The following is a 16,484-nucleotide window of genomic DNA, read 5'->3' as shown; positions in this document are numbered from 1 at the left end:
GTCACGGTGGCCGTTCGGGGGCTCTGCCCCCGAACGCCCGCATCGGCCTGAACGGCCTCGTCCGCAAACGCCGGACAGGCTGAAGGGGCGTCGCCCTACACGTCGAGATCCACCACGACCGGCGCGTGGTCCGAGGCGCCCTTGCCCTTGCGCTCCTCGCGGTCCACGTACGAGTCGGTGACCGCCTTGGCGAACGGCTCGTTGCCGTACACCAGGTCGATGCGCATGCCGCGGTTCTTGGGGAAGCAGAGCTGGCGGTAGTCCCAGTACGTGTACGGGTGGTCGTACTTGAGGGGGCGCGGGACCACGTCGGACAGGCCGGACTCGCGCAGGGAGGCGAGGGCGGCGCGCTCGGCGGGGGTGACGTGGGTGAGGCCCTCGAAGGCGGCCACGTCGTAGACGTCGTCGTCCGTCGGAGCCACGTTGTAGTCGCCCATCACCGCGAACGGGCGGCTGCCGCCCGCGTCGCCGGCCACGGCCGCCTTGAGGGCCTCGAACCACTGGAGCTTGTACGCGTAGTGGGGGTGGTCCACCTCACGGCCGTTCGGCACGTACACCGACCAGACGCGGATCGGGCCGCAGGTCGCGGAGATGGCGCGGGGCTCGACGACATCGTCGAAGCCGGGGTCGCCCGGCAGGCCCTTGACGACGTCCTTGAGGCCGACGCGGGAGAGCACCGCCACGCCGTTCCACCGGCCGGTCGCGTTGACCGCCGCCTCGTAGCCGAGGTCGCGCAGCGGGTCGAACGGGAACTGGTCCTCGGCGACCTTGGCCTCCTGGAGGCACAGCACATCGGTGCCGCTGCTCTCCAGCCAGGCCAGGAGCCTCGGCAGGCGGGCGGTGATCGAGTTCACGTTCCAGGTCGCGATGCGCATGCCTGACAACCTACCGGGCGGGACTGACAACCCGGTCCCGCCCGAGGTGGGACCGCTCACACCTCCGCCGAGTCCCCCGGCGTCAGGCGCAGGTGCTCCGCGCCGCCGAGGCCGCCGATCTGGCGGTCGTAGATCGGCCGGGCCAGGTCGGTGAGCAGGGCGTCGTGAATGTCGTAGGCGCGCTGCGGCTTGACCTCGCGGACGTAGTCGATGACCTCCGCGATCTTGTTCCAGGGGGCCATGACCGGCAGCATCAGCGTCTCCACCGGGCGGTCGGGAACGGTGAGGGCGTCGCCGGGATGGAAGACCTTGCCGCCGTCGACGAGGTAGCCGACGTTCGTGATGCGCGGGATGTCCGGGTGGATGACGGCGTGCAGTTCGCCGTGGACCTGGACGTCGAAGCCGGCGGCGGTGAAGGTGTCGCCGTGGCCGACCGTGTGCACCCGGCCCGGGAACGCCGCCGCGATCAGTTCCGCGACGGAGCCGAGTGTCCAGATCTCGGCGGCCGGGTTGGCCTCCATGGCCGCCCGCAGCCGTCCCTCGTCGAAGTGGTCGGGGTGCTCGTGCGTGACGAGGATCGCATCCGCGCCGAGCGCGGCGTCCTGCTCGCTGAATCCGCCGGGGTCGAGAACGAGCGTCTGCCCGTTCTTCTCGAGCCGGACGCAGGCGTGCGACTTCTTCGTGAGCTTCATGGCTCCATCCTGACGCGCGCCGGTTGCGGATGCCCGCTCCCGCGGATGCCGACCGCCTCGGGTCCTCACTCCTGCGGAGTGGTCTCCTCCCTGATGACCTGCTGGGCGACCTTGAAGGCGCTGTTCGCCGCCGGCACGCCGCAGTAGACGGCCGCCTGCAGCAGCACTTCCTTGATCTCGTCCGGCGTGAGGCCGTTGCGCAGGGCGGCGCGGGTGTGGAAGGCGAGTTCGTCCATGTGACCGCCCGCGACCAGGGCGGTGAGGGTGACACAGCTGCGGGAGCGCCGGTCGAGCCCGGGTCTGTCCCAGATCTCACCCCAGGCATACCGCGTGATGAACTCCTGGAAGTCCCCCGAGAACTCGTCCGCCTGCGCCAGCGCCCGGTCGACATGCGCGTCCCCGAGCACCTCGCGCCGGACCTTGATCCCCGCGTCGTACGGGTCCGGGCGTCCCGTCGTCTGCGGTGCCACGACGGCCGGGGCGATCTCGGCGACGGGCGCGGGCTGCGCGGGCGGGGCGACCAGGACCGGCTTGACGGGGGCGGCGACGATGGCCATCTGGCCGGTCGAGGAGTCGTACGCGGGCTGCCAGGCGGTGGAGAAGTGCCGGACCAGCAGATCGGTGACGGCGGCGGGCTGCTCGACCGGTACGAGGTGGGAGGCGCCGGGCACGACGGCGAGACGGGCGTCCGGTATCCCGGCGACCAGCGTGCGGGCCTCGGCGGGGCCGGTGACCTGGTCGTCCGAGCCGACGAGGACGAGCGTGGGCACCGCGACGCCGCCGAGCTGCGGCCGTACGTCGAAGGAGGCGAGCGCCTCGCAGGCGGCGATGTAGCAGCCGGGGTCGGTGGTGCGCACCATCTGCACGGCCCACTCGGTGATGGCGGGCTGGGCTGCGGCGAAGCCGGAGGTGAACCAGCGGTCGGGCGAGGTGCGGGCGATGGGGTCGAGGCCGTTCGTGCGCACGATCACGCCCCGCTGGCGGAACTCGTCCGGCGTGCCGAACCGGGGAGACGCGGCGATGAGCGCGAGCGAGGCGATGCGCTCCGGGTGGCGCAGGGCGAGTTCGATGCCGAGTGCCCCACCGAGCGCGCAGCCCGCGTAGCCGAACCGCTGCACGCCGAGGCCGTCGAGGGTGGCGAGCAGCCGGTCGGTGAGCTCGGCCACGGAGCCCGCCGGGTATGCGGGCGCGCCACCGTGCCCCGGCAGGTCGAATCGGAACACCCGCCACTGCTGGGTCAGCTCGGGGACCTGTCGGTCCCACATGTGCCATGTGGTACCCAGTGAGGGACCCAGGATCAGGACGGGAGCGTCTTCTGGCCCGTCAAAGCGGTATTGCAGGGTGTTCGGTGGTGTCTCACTCACCCGCCTGAGCCTCTCATCTGTCACGAGATGTCACATCGCCGGGGTGGACCTAGCGGGCCTTGCCCCGCTCCGGTCCTGCCAACGAGAACCCAGGTATACATTCTCCGGCATGTACTCGTGGCCGTGTCGGCAGTGGGCCCTCCGGGCGCGTGCCCTCCTTCAGCCGCTACGAGCAACGCTTTCCTCTTTGATCACGGCCTCCAGGCGGTTCAGGAAGCAGCATCGAGTGTGGTGGCACGAACGAGGCTCGGCGCGATCCACCTGGAAACCTTCCGAAACCCCGCCCAACAGCAACTTAAACGCCACACGGTGAACGCTTGGTAGAAGGCTTGGCCGTAGCCGGATGCTCTCAGTTACAGCCACCGGTCCAAAACCAGCAAGCGGACTCCGAAGCCCCCTCGCCCCAATCCTGCAGGCCATACGGCGCGCAAGTTGCTCGGCTCATATTCCGCGTGGCTCACTCTTGCCCCTCTGCCGCACCCCCGTGCAGGCCATCCCAAGTGGTGGCGGCTCCGCGAAGATCTTCTACATCCGGCTTGACGTACCACCGCTTGGTCGTCTTTACGTTCGTATGTCCGGCCCATCGCGCGAGGATGTGGTCCGGGACGCCGTTGTTGGCCAGGAAGGTGAAGCACGACGAGCGTGCGTCGTAGAGCCTGACGCGACGGAGCCCGAGAAGCTCCATAAGCCGGTACGCGCGTCGGCGAAGTTGCTTGATCGTGAATGCGTCGCCCGCCTCATGCGCCAGCACGTAGCCCGACACCGTGTACGCCTCCCCCAGAGCGAGCCTCTCCTCGGCTTGGAGAGCCCGGAATGCCTTGAGGGCTCCCAGCACCAGCGCCGGCAGCGGCAGATCCCGCTCACCCGCAAGAGACTTGGTGTCCTTCTCCACCACGTACCGGTTGCCCATCATCGTGCGCGTGTTGGCAATGACGATCGTGGCGTTCTCCAAGTCAACATCTTCCCACCGGAGGCCGCAGACTTCAGCTGGACGAAGCCCCATCAGCGAAAGAAGAAGCGCAGCATAGAGACGCTCACCCCTAATTCCATGGATGAATTTCTGAACCTCCTGGACGTTCCAGGGCGGCACCTCCTCTTTAGTCTTCCGCTCTTCCTTGCGCGCTCTCCGGGGAATGGTCACGTGCGCAGCGACATTGACGTACACCAACCGCCGGGTAACGGCTCTCTCCAGCGCTTCCTTCAGCCGAGCGAGGCTCATATCCACACTCGTGACACTGAGTGGCGTCCCGGCCCTTTTGCCACGCACACGGCCATGCGCCAGCGCCCAGTCCCTCCACTCTTCCACGTGCTCTTCAGTAAGGTCCTGGAGACGGATATTGCCGAGCCTCCCCCGAACTCGGTCCAGGGTAATCCCGTAGTTGTATATGGTGGTTTCTTCGAGGTCCTCCGCTTTCATGGCCAGCCATCGGTCGAGCCACTCATTCACGGTGATCTTGTTGGGCGGCACAAGCGACCCGTCATGCCGCCGGTTAGTTATGTTCGCGTACTCAGCCCTAGCTTCCTTCAACGAGTCGAAGGTGCGCCTCAACTGCTTACGCTTACCAGTTTCGGGGTCAATTCCTGCGTCGACAACAAACCGGTATCGAACCTTCCCCTTCGAGTTCGGCGGAAGTTTCTTGATGGGACCGGACAGAATGCTCACTCTCCTTGAGGGTGTGGAAAATACACGCGGGCAGAGGGGCCACTGCGCTTCAGCGAAGGGTGCCGCGGGTATCACCACTGCGGCAGCCGATGCCCCTCCTCTTCCTCCCCGGTGGGTTTGGGGGGCTCTGCCTTCTTCTGTGTCCGCTACGGCTCCACCGCCAAGTACAGCCAAACGCGGACCTGCTCAATGGTCGCGACGATCGCCGGTTTGGCTAACCGGCAATCTTGGTCTATGTTGCGCTCGCGCTCCGAAAAGAGGCTCGCCCCGACTGCCAGCCTCGACGCCAATCGATCCGCCCCCGTATGTGGATCCGGCATGAACGGTGCACCGTGTATCGCACAAAGAGTAAGCGGACAGGGACGGTCGGCCGGACTGACCGAAGGACGCGCATCGGCGGAAATACTCCTCATCGGATCTCCAGGCGGGTCGCTTACCGACCTCGCACTTCCGAGGTGTTGTACGTTGACATACACCCGGAGAGGGTTCCAGTCTTTCGAGCCTCTTCCTCGTCTGCCATGGGCGAAATACCGAGTCGGCCTGAGGACACAGAAAGTATTCGCCCTATCGGCCGACCTCGTCCGGGCCGCCGCTCGCTCTCCGCTAGGAACACGCCGACGCGCTGTCGCCCCCGGAAGTCAAGGGCTCGCCGACCTGCCTTGCGGTCAGTACGAAGCCCAACGGACGACACGACACCCCGGTGAGGTCACGCACCTATGCGGTCCACGCGTTCAGGTCGCCAAGCGTTTGAATGGCCTGCTGCCTGTCTCAGTGGTCCAGGTCGCTGGTTGAGTCCCGCCCGCCTTCACCGGTAGCTACCGACTTCGATGCGCGCTGGACGGCTGGGTAGGGTCGCGGAACCCGAGCTGGAGAGGTAGTTGCATGGCCAACGATATTGTGATCGCGCAGACGACCAGCGACAACGAGGACCAGGCGAAGGCGCTGGCCTGGGGTGCTGTCGAGAGCAAGCTGGCAGCGGGCGTCCACATCGATGCGCCGATCACCGCCTTCTACTGGTGGAAGGGGAAGGTTGAGACGGCGCAGGAGTGGCGGATCTCGTACATGACTACGACGGACCGTCTCCCGGCACTGGAGGCGTGGCTGCACGAGAAGCACCCGTACGACGTCCCCCAGTGGATCACGCTGCCCGTGACCGGAGGGTCGGAGGCATACCTGTCTTGGGTTGTCGAGGAGACGGCATAGGTTCTGCGGAGCGCCGGGCCGGCCGTACGACGGCGTTCGCGTCCTGGGCTTACCCGCCTACCGCGTGTGGGGACTCAGGAAGCGAACTGCCGTAGATAGCGGCCGAGCTCCTGCTCACTGTCTGGGAGCGACGCTGCGATAGTCGATGCGCGCTCCTTGCCCATCGTGTTGGGTTTAACCTGTGCCGCTGCGGCGAACTGGAGTGACACGTAGACCCCTTGGTCGACGTCACCTCCACGCAGCAGGGCCGAAGCGAGATCACCGAGGACTACGACGCCTCCGTCCGGGAGTTCGTCTCCGAGGCGGTCGACTGCGGTGTCTGCTGCAGCGGTGAGTTCGGGACGCCCCAACTGCCCGTACACAGAGAGGGCCAGCGAGTTTATGCGGTACGGGGTCACGAACCGGACCCACGCCTGCTCGTTGGTGTGATCCGCGAAGTCGTAGGCGAAGCGCGCTCGCTCCAACGCCCGGAGCGCCCCCATCTCGTCGCCGGTCGCCGCAGCCTCCTCGGCGTGCCTGCCGAGGACCCAAGCGGCAGCAGTAGCGTTGCCGTGGCCTCGCACATCGCTGGCCGCCTGGGAAAGGAACTCCAACTTCGCCTTCGGCGTCGAGGCGCCGTAGCTGCTGTAGGTCAGGGCCAGGGCTCGGAGCGGAGGGTGCCCGGCGGTCGTCGCACACTGCGACGTGACCGTGTAATAGGCGTCGGCTTTGTCGTGCTCACCCAGGTCCCAGGCAACCCAACCGGCCAGGGCGGCGGTTTCTCCGGCGGCGATAGTGAGAGCCCGCTCGTGCTCGCCGGCACGCGGCAGAGCCGCGGTGATCGCGTCAAGATGCGACTCGACCGTGCTTTGTAGCCGCCGGGCGCTGAGATTGAGTTCCTGGACGTGTAGTTCAGCGGCCCGGTCGATGAGTGCGACGGCGGAGGGCGAATCGATCTTGGACCCCTTGCTGAGGGCGAAGGCGAGGCGCCCCCAGGGCTCGGCAGCCGCACTCACGCCGACAGCGGCGCCACCCAGCAGCGTGCGACGCTTCACGGCGTCCTGGTCCTCCTCTGCATTGGCATGCCCCTTTCTCTTCCGAGCGCGGGCAGCCTTGGCCTCCCGCTGTAGCTCCTCGAAGGGCACACCGCAGGCCGCCGCGATGTGGGCGATTGTGTGATTGGTAGGGACGTTCTCGAAGTTCTCATAGCGGCTGATCTCTCGGCGGGTCATGGTGTCCCGGCCGGAGACAGCGTTGATCGCGTCTGCCTGCTCCTCCTGCGTCCTGCCCGCCTCCTGCCGGAGCCGGAGGAGCAGGTCGGCGAACGGATCTGGCATGAGTGTGACCTCTGTTGGTGGGCGGAATCCAATCATGGCCTCAATTCCCCCTCCAACTTTCCCCCTTGCCATATTTCCCCCTCGGGATTCCCCTGGTCGACGGCATCGCCACGCGGTGCGATAGCCCCCATGACCAGGCTCCAAGAGGAGACCCCGCCCGGCGGGGGCATCCCTAGCTTTGCCGACGTGGCAGGCATGTCATGCGCGAGGTCGGTTCACGAAGACCGGCACATCAAATCGGCGAGAGCAGGCATACCGGCGGCATCCCATGGCTGTCAGGCGGCCTTTCTCCCTGATCTCGCGAAAGTTGGGGAGATGCGGCGGACAGCCGGGGCGTTCCTGCGGCGGTGCCGTGTTTCGGAGCCGGTGGCGGGGGTCGTCGTACTGGCCGTCTCGGAGCTGGTCACCAACGCCGTGCTTCACGGTGAGGGAGAAGTCGTGCTCCGGATCACGGTGGCCGTCGACGTGGTGCGCGTCTCGGTCACCGATCACCATCCGGCCCCAGCTGTACTCAAGGAAGCCGGACCCGACGGTGAATCCGGACGAGGGATCCGGCTTGTCGATGCGATCTCAGACGCGTGGGAGAGCAGCGGCGAGGAGACGTGGTGTGAGTTCCGGTATGCGAGGGCTGCGGGTTGAGCCAGACTTCCCAATGGTTCCCGGCCATGCGGTTGACGAGTCGGGCAGCTCAGTCACTTCCTCTACAGGGGACGCTCGGAGGGCCGTTCGCTTGCCTTCGCCCAGTAGTTCGGTTCAAGCATCTCGCCAGGCCATGCAGGCTGACGGATGGGGCCCTGAGGCCCCATCTGTTCGAAGTACGGTGCCAGGTCGATCACGGGCGTCCCGTCGACGGCGTCGAGATCGGTGACCAGGAGGTCCCTGCCCTCGACCTTGAGCAACCGCGGGTAACTGACCGCCAGTTGGTTGGGGCGCCGGTGGTTGCGATGGACGAACGTACCGGTCGCCGGCCAGTTCTGGTTTCCCCTTGGACTGCGTGCATGGAGCTGGACGTCTTCGGGTCGGGCCAGATGGAAGCGCCAGGTCACGGTCAGGTGGGAGAACTCCTCGATTCCTTGCAGCGTTTCCAGGGGATACGCGTCGTCGAGCCGGATGATCGATTCGACCCCGCCTTGGTAGTCGTCCTGTACGCGGGTGTGGCCGCCGACGACCGTTGCGATCGACTTGACCTCGTAGGTCGGCATCAGCGCTCGTTCCTCTCCCTGGGCGTAGCGTGCGCGGCGGCCTCCGGTCAGCGCCGCGAAACCGTTCAGTGGTCAGCCTATGGCGCGCAACATGCCTCGCGCGCGACGGTCCAGTTCGGCGACGTGGCGACCACCGCGCTGCCGGACGGGCGAGATGTCGCTCTGCATGCGGACGATGACGTCGCGGGCTCGCCCGGACTGGATACCGGCCATGGCGTCGAGTGCTTCGTTCCAGGTTGCGCATGCCTCGTCGAGGCGTCCCTGCTGGACTTGGACAGCGCCGAGGTAGCCGAGCGTCACGCTGTGGGTACGGGCGAACTGCTGGCGTCGGCGCGTGGCCACGCTGCGCTTGAAGTGGATCTCCGCATCCCGAGGCTGGCCCGTGTCACGCAGAGCGCAGGCCGTCTCGTGGGCGAGGGAGGCTTCCTGGAAAAAGCCGACGCGGGCCGGTGCCTCGGTGGCGTCGGCGCGGGCGAGGTCCCGCTCCGCGCGGCTAATGGCCGCGAGGGTGCCGGCCCGGTCGCCATCAGATGCGAGGGCGCGTGCATGGACGATCGCCAGCAGCGCCTTTTCACGATGGCTGGCCTGGCCGTAGCGGTCGCGGGACATCGAGGCGTCGGCCAGGGCCAGTGCCCGGCGTGGATGCCCGAGGTCCACGGCCTGGTGGGCGAGGGCGCGCAGGACGTGACCACCGAGCGGTCCGTCTCCAGCTTCCGCCGCGATGCGGGCGGCAATGGTGAGGTAGCGCTGGGCAGTGCGGTGTTCGCTGGCGTCGAAGGCCATCCAACCAGCGAGGTAGGTCATCTCCGCCACGGCGGAGTACGTGTCGCGGCGGAGCTGATCTGTGCGGAATCGGCCGCCGAGCAGCGGTACCGCACCGTCGAGCAGGTGGCTGGCGAGGGCCTTGCGGCCGGATGCGCCGCCTCGCTGCTGGTCGCGCGCGGAGTAGTAGACCGTGAGATCGCGGACGTCGTCGATGTCCGCCTGGGTCACCGAGCGCGAGGAGGCCGGTCGGCGGTTCGCCGCTGCAGCGGGGGCGGCTGCCCACCACGAGGTAGTGGGCAGGGCAAGGCCGGCCGCGGAGTAGGCGGCGGTGGCCAGCAGCTTGCGTCGGTGCATGTCGAGATCGTCGCTTCCCAGCTCGGCCAGCGCGGTCAGAGGGTCGACGCTCCAGTCGGAACCGCTGTCGGTCGTGCCTGTCGGCTCTTCTTCCAGCCCGAGATCGGCCAGGGAGAGGCGGCGGCCGAGTCTGCGGGACAGCGTCTCGCGCAGGATATGCGGTGCTCTGCCGCTGGGCTTTGTGCCCTGGACCCACATGGCGATGTGCGAGCGGGAGATCACGTCGAGTTCGCGCACTCCGCTCTCAGCGGCCACGCGGGCCACCGCGGCGGCTGCTTGTGGCTGGGACCAGCCTGCTTCGCGCAGAAGTGCGGCGAGGGCGACGTTGCGTTCACGGGCCATGGACTGCCCCTCGGTTCCGGAATGATCTTTGACGCCTTTGACGGCCCTGCGGGCGGTGTGGGCATACCGCTCGGCCGTGATTCACGGTTCGCTCAACGTAGCGACCAAATCACTCACTTCGCACGTCAGTCGTCGGTGCCACTTGGTGACTTGGGCTCACTTTGGCTTGATCCGAACAGGAGTTGTGTCATGCGCCTTTCGCTGGACCCTCGCCGAGGCGACAGCCAGCTCGGAGGCGGGCGCGGGCGGCGAGAGTCCGCCACCGTGGTGCTGGCGCCAGAGCGCGATCACGTGGTTGCCGCGTCGGAGACGGTGACGCTCGTGCTGGGCGAGGATTCACCGCTGCCCGAGAACGCTGCCGATGTGGAGGACCTTGTTCGGCTTCTGCGCGGTCATGTCGCCCAGTTGGGAGCACGGACCGCTGTGGGCAGCCCCGTCCTGGTGCGAGCACAACGGCTCTGCTCCGAAAGCATTCCCGAGGGCTACATGCCGAGCCGGGTGTACTTGGTCAAGCTCGCCGAAGCCACCCGGGAGCTGCTGGCACACGTGAAACGGGGCGGTCCCGAGCCGATCCGATCGAAGCACGGGCGGCGTTGGCGGAAGCCGCAGATCAACGTGCTGCGCGGGGCGGTCTTCGCCGTCGCCCTGGCCTGTCTCGTCTTCGCCGCTTCGGTACCGCGGACATGACGGTGACCGGGGCCGTCGTTATCGGGCTGGTCCTCGGGCCGATGGCCTGGCTGGTTCGCGGTGAGCGCGCGGCCAGCCCTGCAGGGGCCGACGAGGACTTGCCGCCGCCCTGGAACGCCCCTGCCTCGCTCCGGTAACCACCGGCCTCTCCTCTTCCCACCATTCCCGGCCGCTGCGGCGGCCCCGATACCGCCCCGGACCTGCGGGGCTCACGGAGATCCACACAATGAAACGGATTCCGCGCATCGAGCAGTACGGATTGATCGGCGACATGCAGACCAGTGCCCACGTCTGCGATGACGGTTCGATCGACTGGCTGTGCCTGCCCCGGTTCGACTCGCCGGCCGTCTTCACCGGCTTGCTCGGCACGCAGAAACACGGCACCTGGCGGATCGCTCCGGCCGCTCCTGCCGACCGTTCCAGCTCCGAAGCAGTCGCCGAGCGCTGGTACCGCGGTGACTCGCTCGTCCTCGAATCGGTATGGCGCACCGAGGCCGGTTCGGTCCGTGTCCGGGACTTCATGCCACCGCGCGACGGGGCACCGCAGGTGATCCGGATCGTCGAGGGCCTGACCGGTGAGGTCTCCATGATCTCGGCCATGCGTCCACGGCCGGGGTACGGCAGCGTCAGCCCGTGGATTCACGAAGTCGGTGGGCGCATGGTCGCGGAGGCCGGCGCGGACGCTCTGTGGCTCGACACCTGCGTCCCGCAGGTGGAGAAGGACGGCGTCATGGTCAGTGCTTTCTCCGTCGCCGCCGGGCAGAGCGTGGCGTTCGTCCTCAGCTGGTGCCCGTCCCACGCAGCGGCGCCCGACGTTCCCGTCCCCGAGGCCGCGCTGACCGAGACGCTCACTTTCTGGGAGGACTGGACACGGGACTGCACCTACGAGGGGCCATATCGCGAGGCCGTGGTTCGATCCTTGATCGCGCTGAAGGCGATGACGTACGAGCCGAGCGGTGGGATCGTCGCGGCGCCGACCACGTCGCTGCCAGAGGAGATCGGCGGAAACCGGAACTGGGACTATCGCTTCACTTGGTTGCGGGACGCCTCCACGACGCTGGCCGCGCTCCTGGGGACCGGGTACCGGCAGGAGGCGCAGGCATGGCGGCGCTGGCTGTTGCGCGCCGTGGCCGGTGATCCGGAGAACCTGCAGATCATGTACGGGATCACCGGAGAGCGTGACCTGCGGGAACGGGAGCTGTCCTGGCTGCCCGGCTACGAGGGCTCGACCCCGGTACGGGTCGGCAATGGGGCGGCGGACCAACTGCAGCTCGACGTGTACGGCGAGGTCATCGAGACCCTGTACCTCGCACACGAGTGCGGTGTCGCCCACTGCGCCGACACCGCCGTGCTGCAACGGCGACTCATCGAGCACCTGGAACAGCGCTGGCAGGAGCCCGACGAGGGCATCTGGGAGATCCGCGGAGAACGCCGGCACTTCGTCCACTCCAAGGTGATGGCCTGGGTGGCGGTCGACCGCACCCTCCGCCTGGCCGAGGCCGGTGCCCTCCACATCGACGTAGCCCGGCTGATCGAGCTGCGGGCAACCATCCACCACGAGGTCTGCACCAAGGGCTTCGATCCGGTGCGCAACACCTTCACCCAGTCCTACGGTTCCCAAGAGCTGGACGCCGCCACGCTGCTGATCCCCCGCGTCGGCTTCCTCCCGCCCGACGACCCTCGCGTCATCGGCACCGTGGACGCAGTGCGTCGTGAACTCTCCTCGTCTGACGGGCTCGTGCGCCGTTACCCGACCATCGGTGACCGTACCGGGGTGGACGGCCTGAAGGGCGATGAGGGCACCTTCGTCCTCTGCTCCTTCTGGCTCGTCGATGCCCTGGCCCTGATCGGCCGCCTCGACGAGGCCCACGCCCTGTTCGAACGCCTCCTCGCGCTGCGCAACGACCTCGGGCTCCTTGCCGAGGAGTACGACCCCGTCCAACAGCGCCAGCTCGGCAACTTCCCGCAGGCGTTCAGCCACATGGGCCTGATCCAGAGCGCCCGGCTCCTTCAGCTCCTGTCGACGCCTTCCTCCCGCCACCGCAGCGCGGTCGCGGTTCCGACGCCCCGCTCGGCTCCACGCAGCACTCGCCAGACCTGCGCAGACCTGACGCCGCAACACGCTTAGCCACCCCCACCTGACGAGGATTCCCATGCCTGACAGCGCCTTCCCGGCACGGCCGGCCGCTACCGGCCACCGCAGACGGCGGCCTCCGATCGACGCGTTCACGCTGCACCGTGTCCGCCGCGCCGTGGCATTGCCCCTGGTGCTGCTAGCCGCGCTGCTGGGTGCCGCCTTCCCCCTCTGGTCGGTGTCCGCCGTAGGCCCCGGGTGGCTCCTGGCCTGCCTGGTCTGCGGACTGGCCGGAGTCGCCACGGCGGCGGCTCGCGGAGCGCGTACGGCGGCAGGGGCCGTGCAGGCGACCGCGGAGGAGGACTGGGCAGTGGCACTGGCAGCGGTTGCGGGGGCAGCGGCGGCTGTCGAGAAGTCGGTGCAGTGGTCGGCGGATGAGCTGTGCCGCGGGGGACGCCCGCCGCTGCCGGACCTGCAGGCGCCAACGTCGGCCGGTCCGAACGCCGAGATCAACACGGCGTTGAGTGCCCTCCAGGTGCAGGCCATCGCGTCGCTGATACGGGTGCACGACGAGTCCCAGTCCGTCGTCCTCCTGGAAGTGCTGCGCCGTCTGGCCATGCGCGAGCACGCCCTGGTCGGCAAAGCGCTTCAGGCACTGAGCGAGCTGGAGATGCTGACCGACGACCCGGAGCTACTGGCCAAGATCTTCGAGATCGACCACCTCGTGACGCGGATGCGTCGCCAGGTCGAGAGCACTGCGGTGCTGGGCGGCCAGTCCCTGCGCAGCGTGCGCCGGCCCGTTCCCGTCGCGACGGCACTGCGCGGCGCCGTCTCCGAGGTCGTGCAGTATCCACGTGTGTCCGTCGCCGCCGGGTCCGTGGGCGCCGAGCTAGGTCTTCCCGGCCATGTGGGCCCGGACCTGACGCACCTGCTGGCCGAGCTGATCGAGAACGCCTGCGAGTGCTCCGATCCCGCGACGAAGGTGATGGTGCGTGCGCAGCGCGTGGCGAACGGGCTGGCGGTCGAAGTCGAGGACCGGGCTGTCCCCATGCATCCGCAGACGCGGGCGCAGATGAACCACCTGCTCAAAGCCCCCGACGAAGTCGACGTCAGCGGCCAAGTCCGGGCCGGCCAACTCGGATTGCTGGTCGCCGCGAAGATCGCCCAGTCGCACGGGCTGTCCGTTCTCCTGCAGGAGAACGTAACAGGAGGGACCACCGCCCTCGTCGTCATCCCGACACGCCTCCTGGTAGCGATTCCCTCTGTTGACGATGCGACCGCGCGACCCCAGGAAGCCCGCTCCGCTCCGCCGCAGCAGGTCGCCGCGGCTCCAGCCGTCCCGACGGCAGGCCAGGTCACGCACCCCGGCAATGTGGGGGCACCAGGAGCCGTAGAGGCAGGTCACTCTGCTGATGCGCCCGCTCTTCCCACGCGTAGACGTTAGGCCGGCTCGTTACGTCCATCGCGCGAGCGGGAGCAAGCCCCCGTGACCGGGGCGACGCCAGGGCTCGCAGCCGCCTTCCGGAACGGCATCCAGGCCGGCGGGAGAGCCGGTTCTTCCACCGCTTCGACAGAGCAGCCCGCTCCCTGAACCCCCGTCCCTCGACGTTCCCGGTGGCCCGCTACATCCACGGGCGACCTTCCCCCTTCTGGAGCGATCCCTATGAGCACCCACCCCGCGATGGACAACGTGACCGGCGACGCGCCCGTAACCGAGACAACTGCAAGCGGACAGCGGGACAACATGGCCTGGCTGCTGCGTCAGTTCGCCTCCGACGTCCCGGGCGTCACGCACGCCGTCCTGCTGTCCCGCGACGGACTGCGGCTGCTGGACAGCGACGTCGACAAGGACTGGGCGGACGAACTGTCGGCAGCCCTCAGCGGAGTTGCCTCCCTCGCGGCGAACATCACCGGCCCCAGCCACAAGAAGAGGCCGGCCCGGCAGGTCATCATCGAGCGCGACGACTGCCTCTTCTTCGTTCAAAGCGCCGGGCGCAGCGCGGCCTTCGACAACCACCCCGGCAACGAACGCGGTGAGATGGACACGATCCTCGCCGTCATCGCAACCACGGACGCCGATGCGGGCACCGTCGGATTCGAGATGGGGCGCCTCGTCCAGAAGTTCGCCCCCTACATGCTGATCCCGGTCCGCGTCGGCACGGGCGGAGAGGTCCGGTGAGCACACACGGCCGCGCGACCGAGGAGTCGATGTTCGTGCGGACCTACACCCTGACGCGCGGGCGGACCAGGCCGCGGCACCTGCTCGGTCTGGAAACCGTGCTGGAAGCAGGACGGGGAAGGCCCGGCCCGGCCCAGGCCGAGGAATGCGAGGAGATCCTCGCCCTGTGCCGGGAGCGCCGACGATCGGTGGTCGAACTGGCGGGACGACTTGGCCGGCCCGTCACCGCCGTCAAGATCCTCGTCTCGGACCTCCTGGACGCCGACGCCTTGGTCGTCCCCCTCACCCACCCCTATGCCGATACAGGCGCGGAATCCGGTCCGTCTACCCAACTGCTGGCAGCCCTTTCAGCGGGCTTGAAGAGGAAGTGGCCTGATGCCATCGCCTACCCCCAGGCCGGATGACCCGGGCGCGGTGCTGCGTACTTCGCCGCAGCCGCGCGCCGACGCCGCGCCGACCGTGCTGAAGGTCGTGATCGCTGGGGGCTTCGGCGCGGGCAAGACCACCGCCGTAGGCGCCGTCAGCGAGATCGCGCCGCTGAGCACGGAGGAGTACCTGACCGAGGCGAGCGCAGACGTGGACAGCCTGGCGGGCATCGAGGCGAAGCAGACCACCACGGTCGCCTTCGACTTCGGCCGCCTCAGCCTGCCCGACGCGCCCGTACCCCTGGAACTGTTCCTGTTCGGCACGCCCGGCCAGGACCGGTTCGTCGACCTCTGGTACGACCTCTCCCTCGGCGCCGTCGGGGCGGTCGTCCTGGTCGACACCCGCCGTCTGGAGAGCAGCTTCACCCCCATCAGCTTCTTCGAAGACATCGGCCTGCCCTTCGTCGTCGCCATCAACCAGTTCGACGGAGCGCACCGTTACCAGCCCGAGCAGGTCCGAACTGCCCTCGAACTCCCTGCCTCCGTACCGGTGATCACCTGTGACGCCCGCGACCCGAACCACGTCGCCGGCGTCCTGCTGACCCTCGTCGGCCACGCCGTGAAGAACGCCTCCGCGAGCCGCGTGCACCACACGCCCACTACCACCCTCCAGGACGCCTGATGTCACATCACCCCAACCCCTACCTCGCATCGCCGACCGACCCACCCGCACTGTCCCTGCCGCGACGCGGCACGCGGGACGCCGCCCGCGGGCTGATCACCCCGCCCGCCACCGCCGTCACCGGGCCACAGACCCAGCAGGCACCGGAGCTGGCGCAACGGTACGAGCTGCTCAACCGCCTGGGCGTGCCTACCGTGGCGAGCGAGGACTTCGACGACCTGGCCCGCGACATGGCCGCCAAGGCCGGGTTCCTGTACGGGTTCGTCAATCTCTTCCTGGAGGAGCAGACCTTCGTCGGGCTGCACCAGCCGCCGGCGGACAGCGGGTACTTCATCGTCGGCCGCACCATGAGCCGCGACCACGGCTGGTGCCCGGACGTCATGGCCCGCAAGAAGGCTCTCCCGCTGCACGACGTGCACGCCAGTCCGCGCTTCAGCGGCAACCACGTGGTCGACGCCGTCGGGATCCGCTCCTACTTCGGCGCCCCGCTCGTCCATGACAGCGGCACCGTGCTGGGCACGGTGTGCGTCATCGACCCCGAGAAGCGCCCCCTGAGCGAGGCCCGACGGCTCAGAGACATCGTCATCAACGCCGGTGCCCAGGTGATGGACCACATGGTCCGCGCCCCCGTCCGCTAGGCCGTTCCACCACCCCCACCCGGGAGCCGTAGTCGATCCCCGGCCGCTCCACGTTGCGACCTTCGCCCAGGGAGAGGGAGACC

The 16,484-nt window shown here is 68.2% G+C and carries 15 protein-coding genes and 1 pseudogene; 9 read left to right on the top strand and 7 right to left on the bottom strand.

Annotated elements, in window-relative coordinates; genetic code table 11:
• Positions 1 to 95 precede the first annotated feature (95 nt).
• The 4 genes from ACZ7L5_RS04340 to ACZ7L5_RS04325 all read right to left on the bottom strand — a co-directional run bounded on the left by ACZ7L5_RS04340 (position 96) and on the right by ACZ7L5_RS04325 (position 4,594).
• A complete protein-coding gene (locus ACZ7L5_RS04340) occupies positions 96 to 875 on the bottom strand; it encodes an exodeoxyribonuclease III (RefSeq protein WP_328421546.1) in 780 nt (259 codons plus the stop codon).
• 56 nt (positions 876 to 931) lie between these two features.
• On the bottom strand, positions 932 to 1,567 hold the full coding sequence (locus tag ACZ7L5_RS04335) for an MBL fold metallo-hydrolase (RefSeq protein WP_471514254.1): 636 nt from the start codon (positions 1,565 to 1,567) through the stop codon (positions 932 to 934).
• A gap of 65 nt (positions 1,568 to 1,632) precedes the next feature.
• Entirely contained in the window at positions 1,633 to 2,931 is a 1,299-nt protein-coding gene (gene pcaDC, locus ACZ7L5_RS04330) for a bifunctional 3-oxoadipate enol-lactonase/4-carboxymuconolactone decarboxylase PcaDC (protein ID WP_471514252.1), read from the bottom strand.
• Positions 2,932 to 3,388: 457 nt separating this feature from the next.
• Positions 3,389 to 4,594, bottom strand: a complete 1,206-nt coding sequence (locus ACZ7L5_RS04325; RefSeq protein ID WP_471514250.1) for a tyrosine-type recombinase/integrase — start codon at positions 4,592 to 4,594, stop codon at positions 3,389 to 3,391.
• Positions 4,595 to 5,476: 882 nt separating this feature from the next.
• Here ACZ7L5_RS04325 and cutA point away from each other — a divergent pair.
• Positions 5,477 to 5,797 (top strand): divalent-cation tolerance protein CutA, encoded by a 321-nt coding sequence (gene cutA, locus ACZ7L5_RS04320; RefSeq protein ID WP_360555209.1) that lies wholly within the window; start codon positions 5,477 to 5,479, stop codon positions 5,795 to 5,797.
• A 74-nt stretch (positions 5,798 to 5,871) separates the two neighbouring features.
• On the opposite strand, the gene ACZ7L5_RS04315 is transcribed toward cutA, so the two are convergent.
• Positions 5,872 to 7,113: a helix-turn-helix transcriptional regulator gene (locus ACZ7L5_RS04315; protein ID WP_471514248.1), complete on the bottom strand. Its 1,242-nt coding sequence runs from the start codon at positions 7,111 to 7,113 to the stop codon at positions 5,872 to 5,874.
• Between the two features lie 129 nt (positions 7,114 to 7,242).
• Between ACZ7L5_RS04315 and ACZ7L5_RS04310 the strand changes: the two genes are divergently transcribed.
• On the top strand, positions 7,243 to 7,752 hold the full coding sequence (locus tag ACZ7L5_RS04310; RefSeq protein ID WP_471514246.1) for an ATP-binding protein: 510 nt from the start codon (positions 7,243 to 7,245) through the stop codon (positions 7,750 to 7,752).
• A 62-nt stretch (positions 7,753 to 7,814) separates the two neighbouring features.
• Here ACZ7L5_RS04310 and ACZ7L5_RS04305 read toward each other — a convergent pair whose 3' ends face one another.
• Together ACZ7L5_RS04305 and ACZ7L5_RS04300 are read right to left on the bottom strand one after the other, a co-directional pair.
• Positions 7,815 to 8,315, bottom strand: coding sequence for an SAM-dependent methyltransferase (locus ACZ7L5_RS04305; RefSeq protein WP_175435692.1), 501 nt, complete (start codon positions 8,313 to 8,315; stop codon positions 7,815 to 7,817).
• A gap of 72 nt (positions 8,316 to 8,387) precedes the next feature.
• Positions 8,388 to 9,776 (bottom strand): tetratricopeptide repeat protein, encoded by a 1,389-nt coding sequence (locus ACZ7L5_RS04300; protein WP_471514244.1) that lies wholly within the window; start codon positions 9,774 to 9,776, stop codon positions 8,388 to 8,390.
• A 189-nt stretch (positions 9,777 to 9,965) separates the two neighbouring features.
• On the opposite strand from ACZ7L5_RS04300, the gene ACZ7L5_RS04295 reads away from it, so the two are divergent.
• The 7 genes and pseudogenes from ACZ7L5_RS04295 to ACZ7L5_RS04265 all read left to right on the top strand — a co-directional run bounded on the left by ACZ7L5_RS04295 (position 9,966) and on the right by ACZ7L5_RS04265 (position 16,401).
• Positions 9,966 to 10,463: a DUF6415 family natural product biosynthesis protein gene (locus ACZ7L5_RS04295; RefSeq protein WP_471514242.1), complete on the top strand. Its 498-nt coding sequence runs from the start codon at positions 9,966 to 9,968 to the stop codon at positions 10,461 to 10,463.
• 226 nt (positions 10,464 to 10,689) lie between these two features.
• The gene (locus ACZ7L5_RS04290) at positions 10,690 to 12,591 is read left to right on the top strand and encodes a glycoside hydrolase family 15 protein (RefSeq protein ID WP_471514240.1); all 1,902 of its coding nucleotides are present in this window, start codon (positions 10,690 to 10,692) and stop codon (positions 12,589 to 12,591) included.
• Between the two features lie 25 nt (positions 12,592 to 12,616).
• A pseudogene (locus ACZ7L5_RS04285) lies at positions 12,617 to 14,128 on the top strand (sensor histidine kinase).
• A gap of 72 nt (positions 14,129 to 14,200) precedes the next feature.
• Positions 14,201 to 14,716: a roadblock/LC7 domain-containing protein gene (locus ACZ7L5_RS04280; RefSeq protein ID WP_471514238.1), complete on the top strand. Its 516-nt coding sequence runs from the start codon at positions 14,201 to 14,203 to the stop codon at positions 14,714 to 14,716.
• Positions 14,713 to 15,120 carry a DUF742 domain-containing protein gene (locus tag ACZ7L5_RS04275; RefSeq protein WP_057608332.1) on the top strand — a complete coding sequence of 136 codons (408 nt, stop codon included), beginning with the start codon at positions 14,713 to 14,715 and terminating at the stop codon, positions 15,118 to 15,120. Before ACZ7L5_RS04280 ends, ACZ7L5_RS04275 begins: the two co-directional genes overlap by 4 nt.
• Positions 15,092 to 15,763 (top strand): GTP-binding protein, encoded by a 672-nt coding sequence (locus ACZ7L5_RS04270; RefSeq protein WP_471514236.1) that lies wholly within the window; start codon positions 15,092 to 15,094, stop codon positions 15,761 to 15,763. The genes ACZ7L5_RS04275 and ACZ7L5_RS04270 overlap by 29 nt, the downstream gene beginning before the upstream one ends.
• Positions 15,763 to 16,401, top strand: a complete 639-nt coding sequence (locus ACZ7L5_RS04265) for a GAF domain-containing protein (RefSeq protein ID WP_471514234.1) — start codon at positions 15,763 to 15,765, stop codon at positions 16,399 to 16,401. The genes ACZ7L5_RS04270 and ACZ7L5_RS04265 overlap by 1 nt, the downstream gene beginning before the upstream one ends.
• The last annotated feature ends 83 nt before the right edge of the window (positions 16,402 to 16,484 follow it).

This window comes from Streptomyces sp. NPDC107528, from assembly GCF_055639295.1.
Note: the sequence above shows the minus strand (reverse complement) of the source record. Positions and strands in the feature narration are given on the sequence as shown.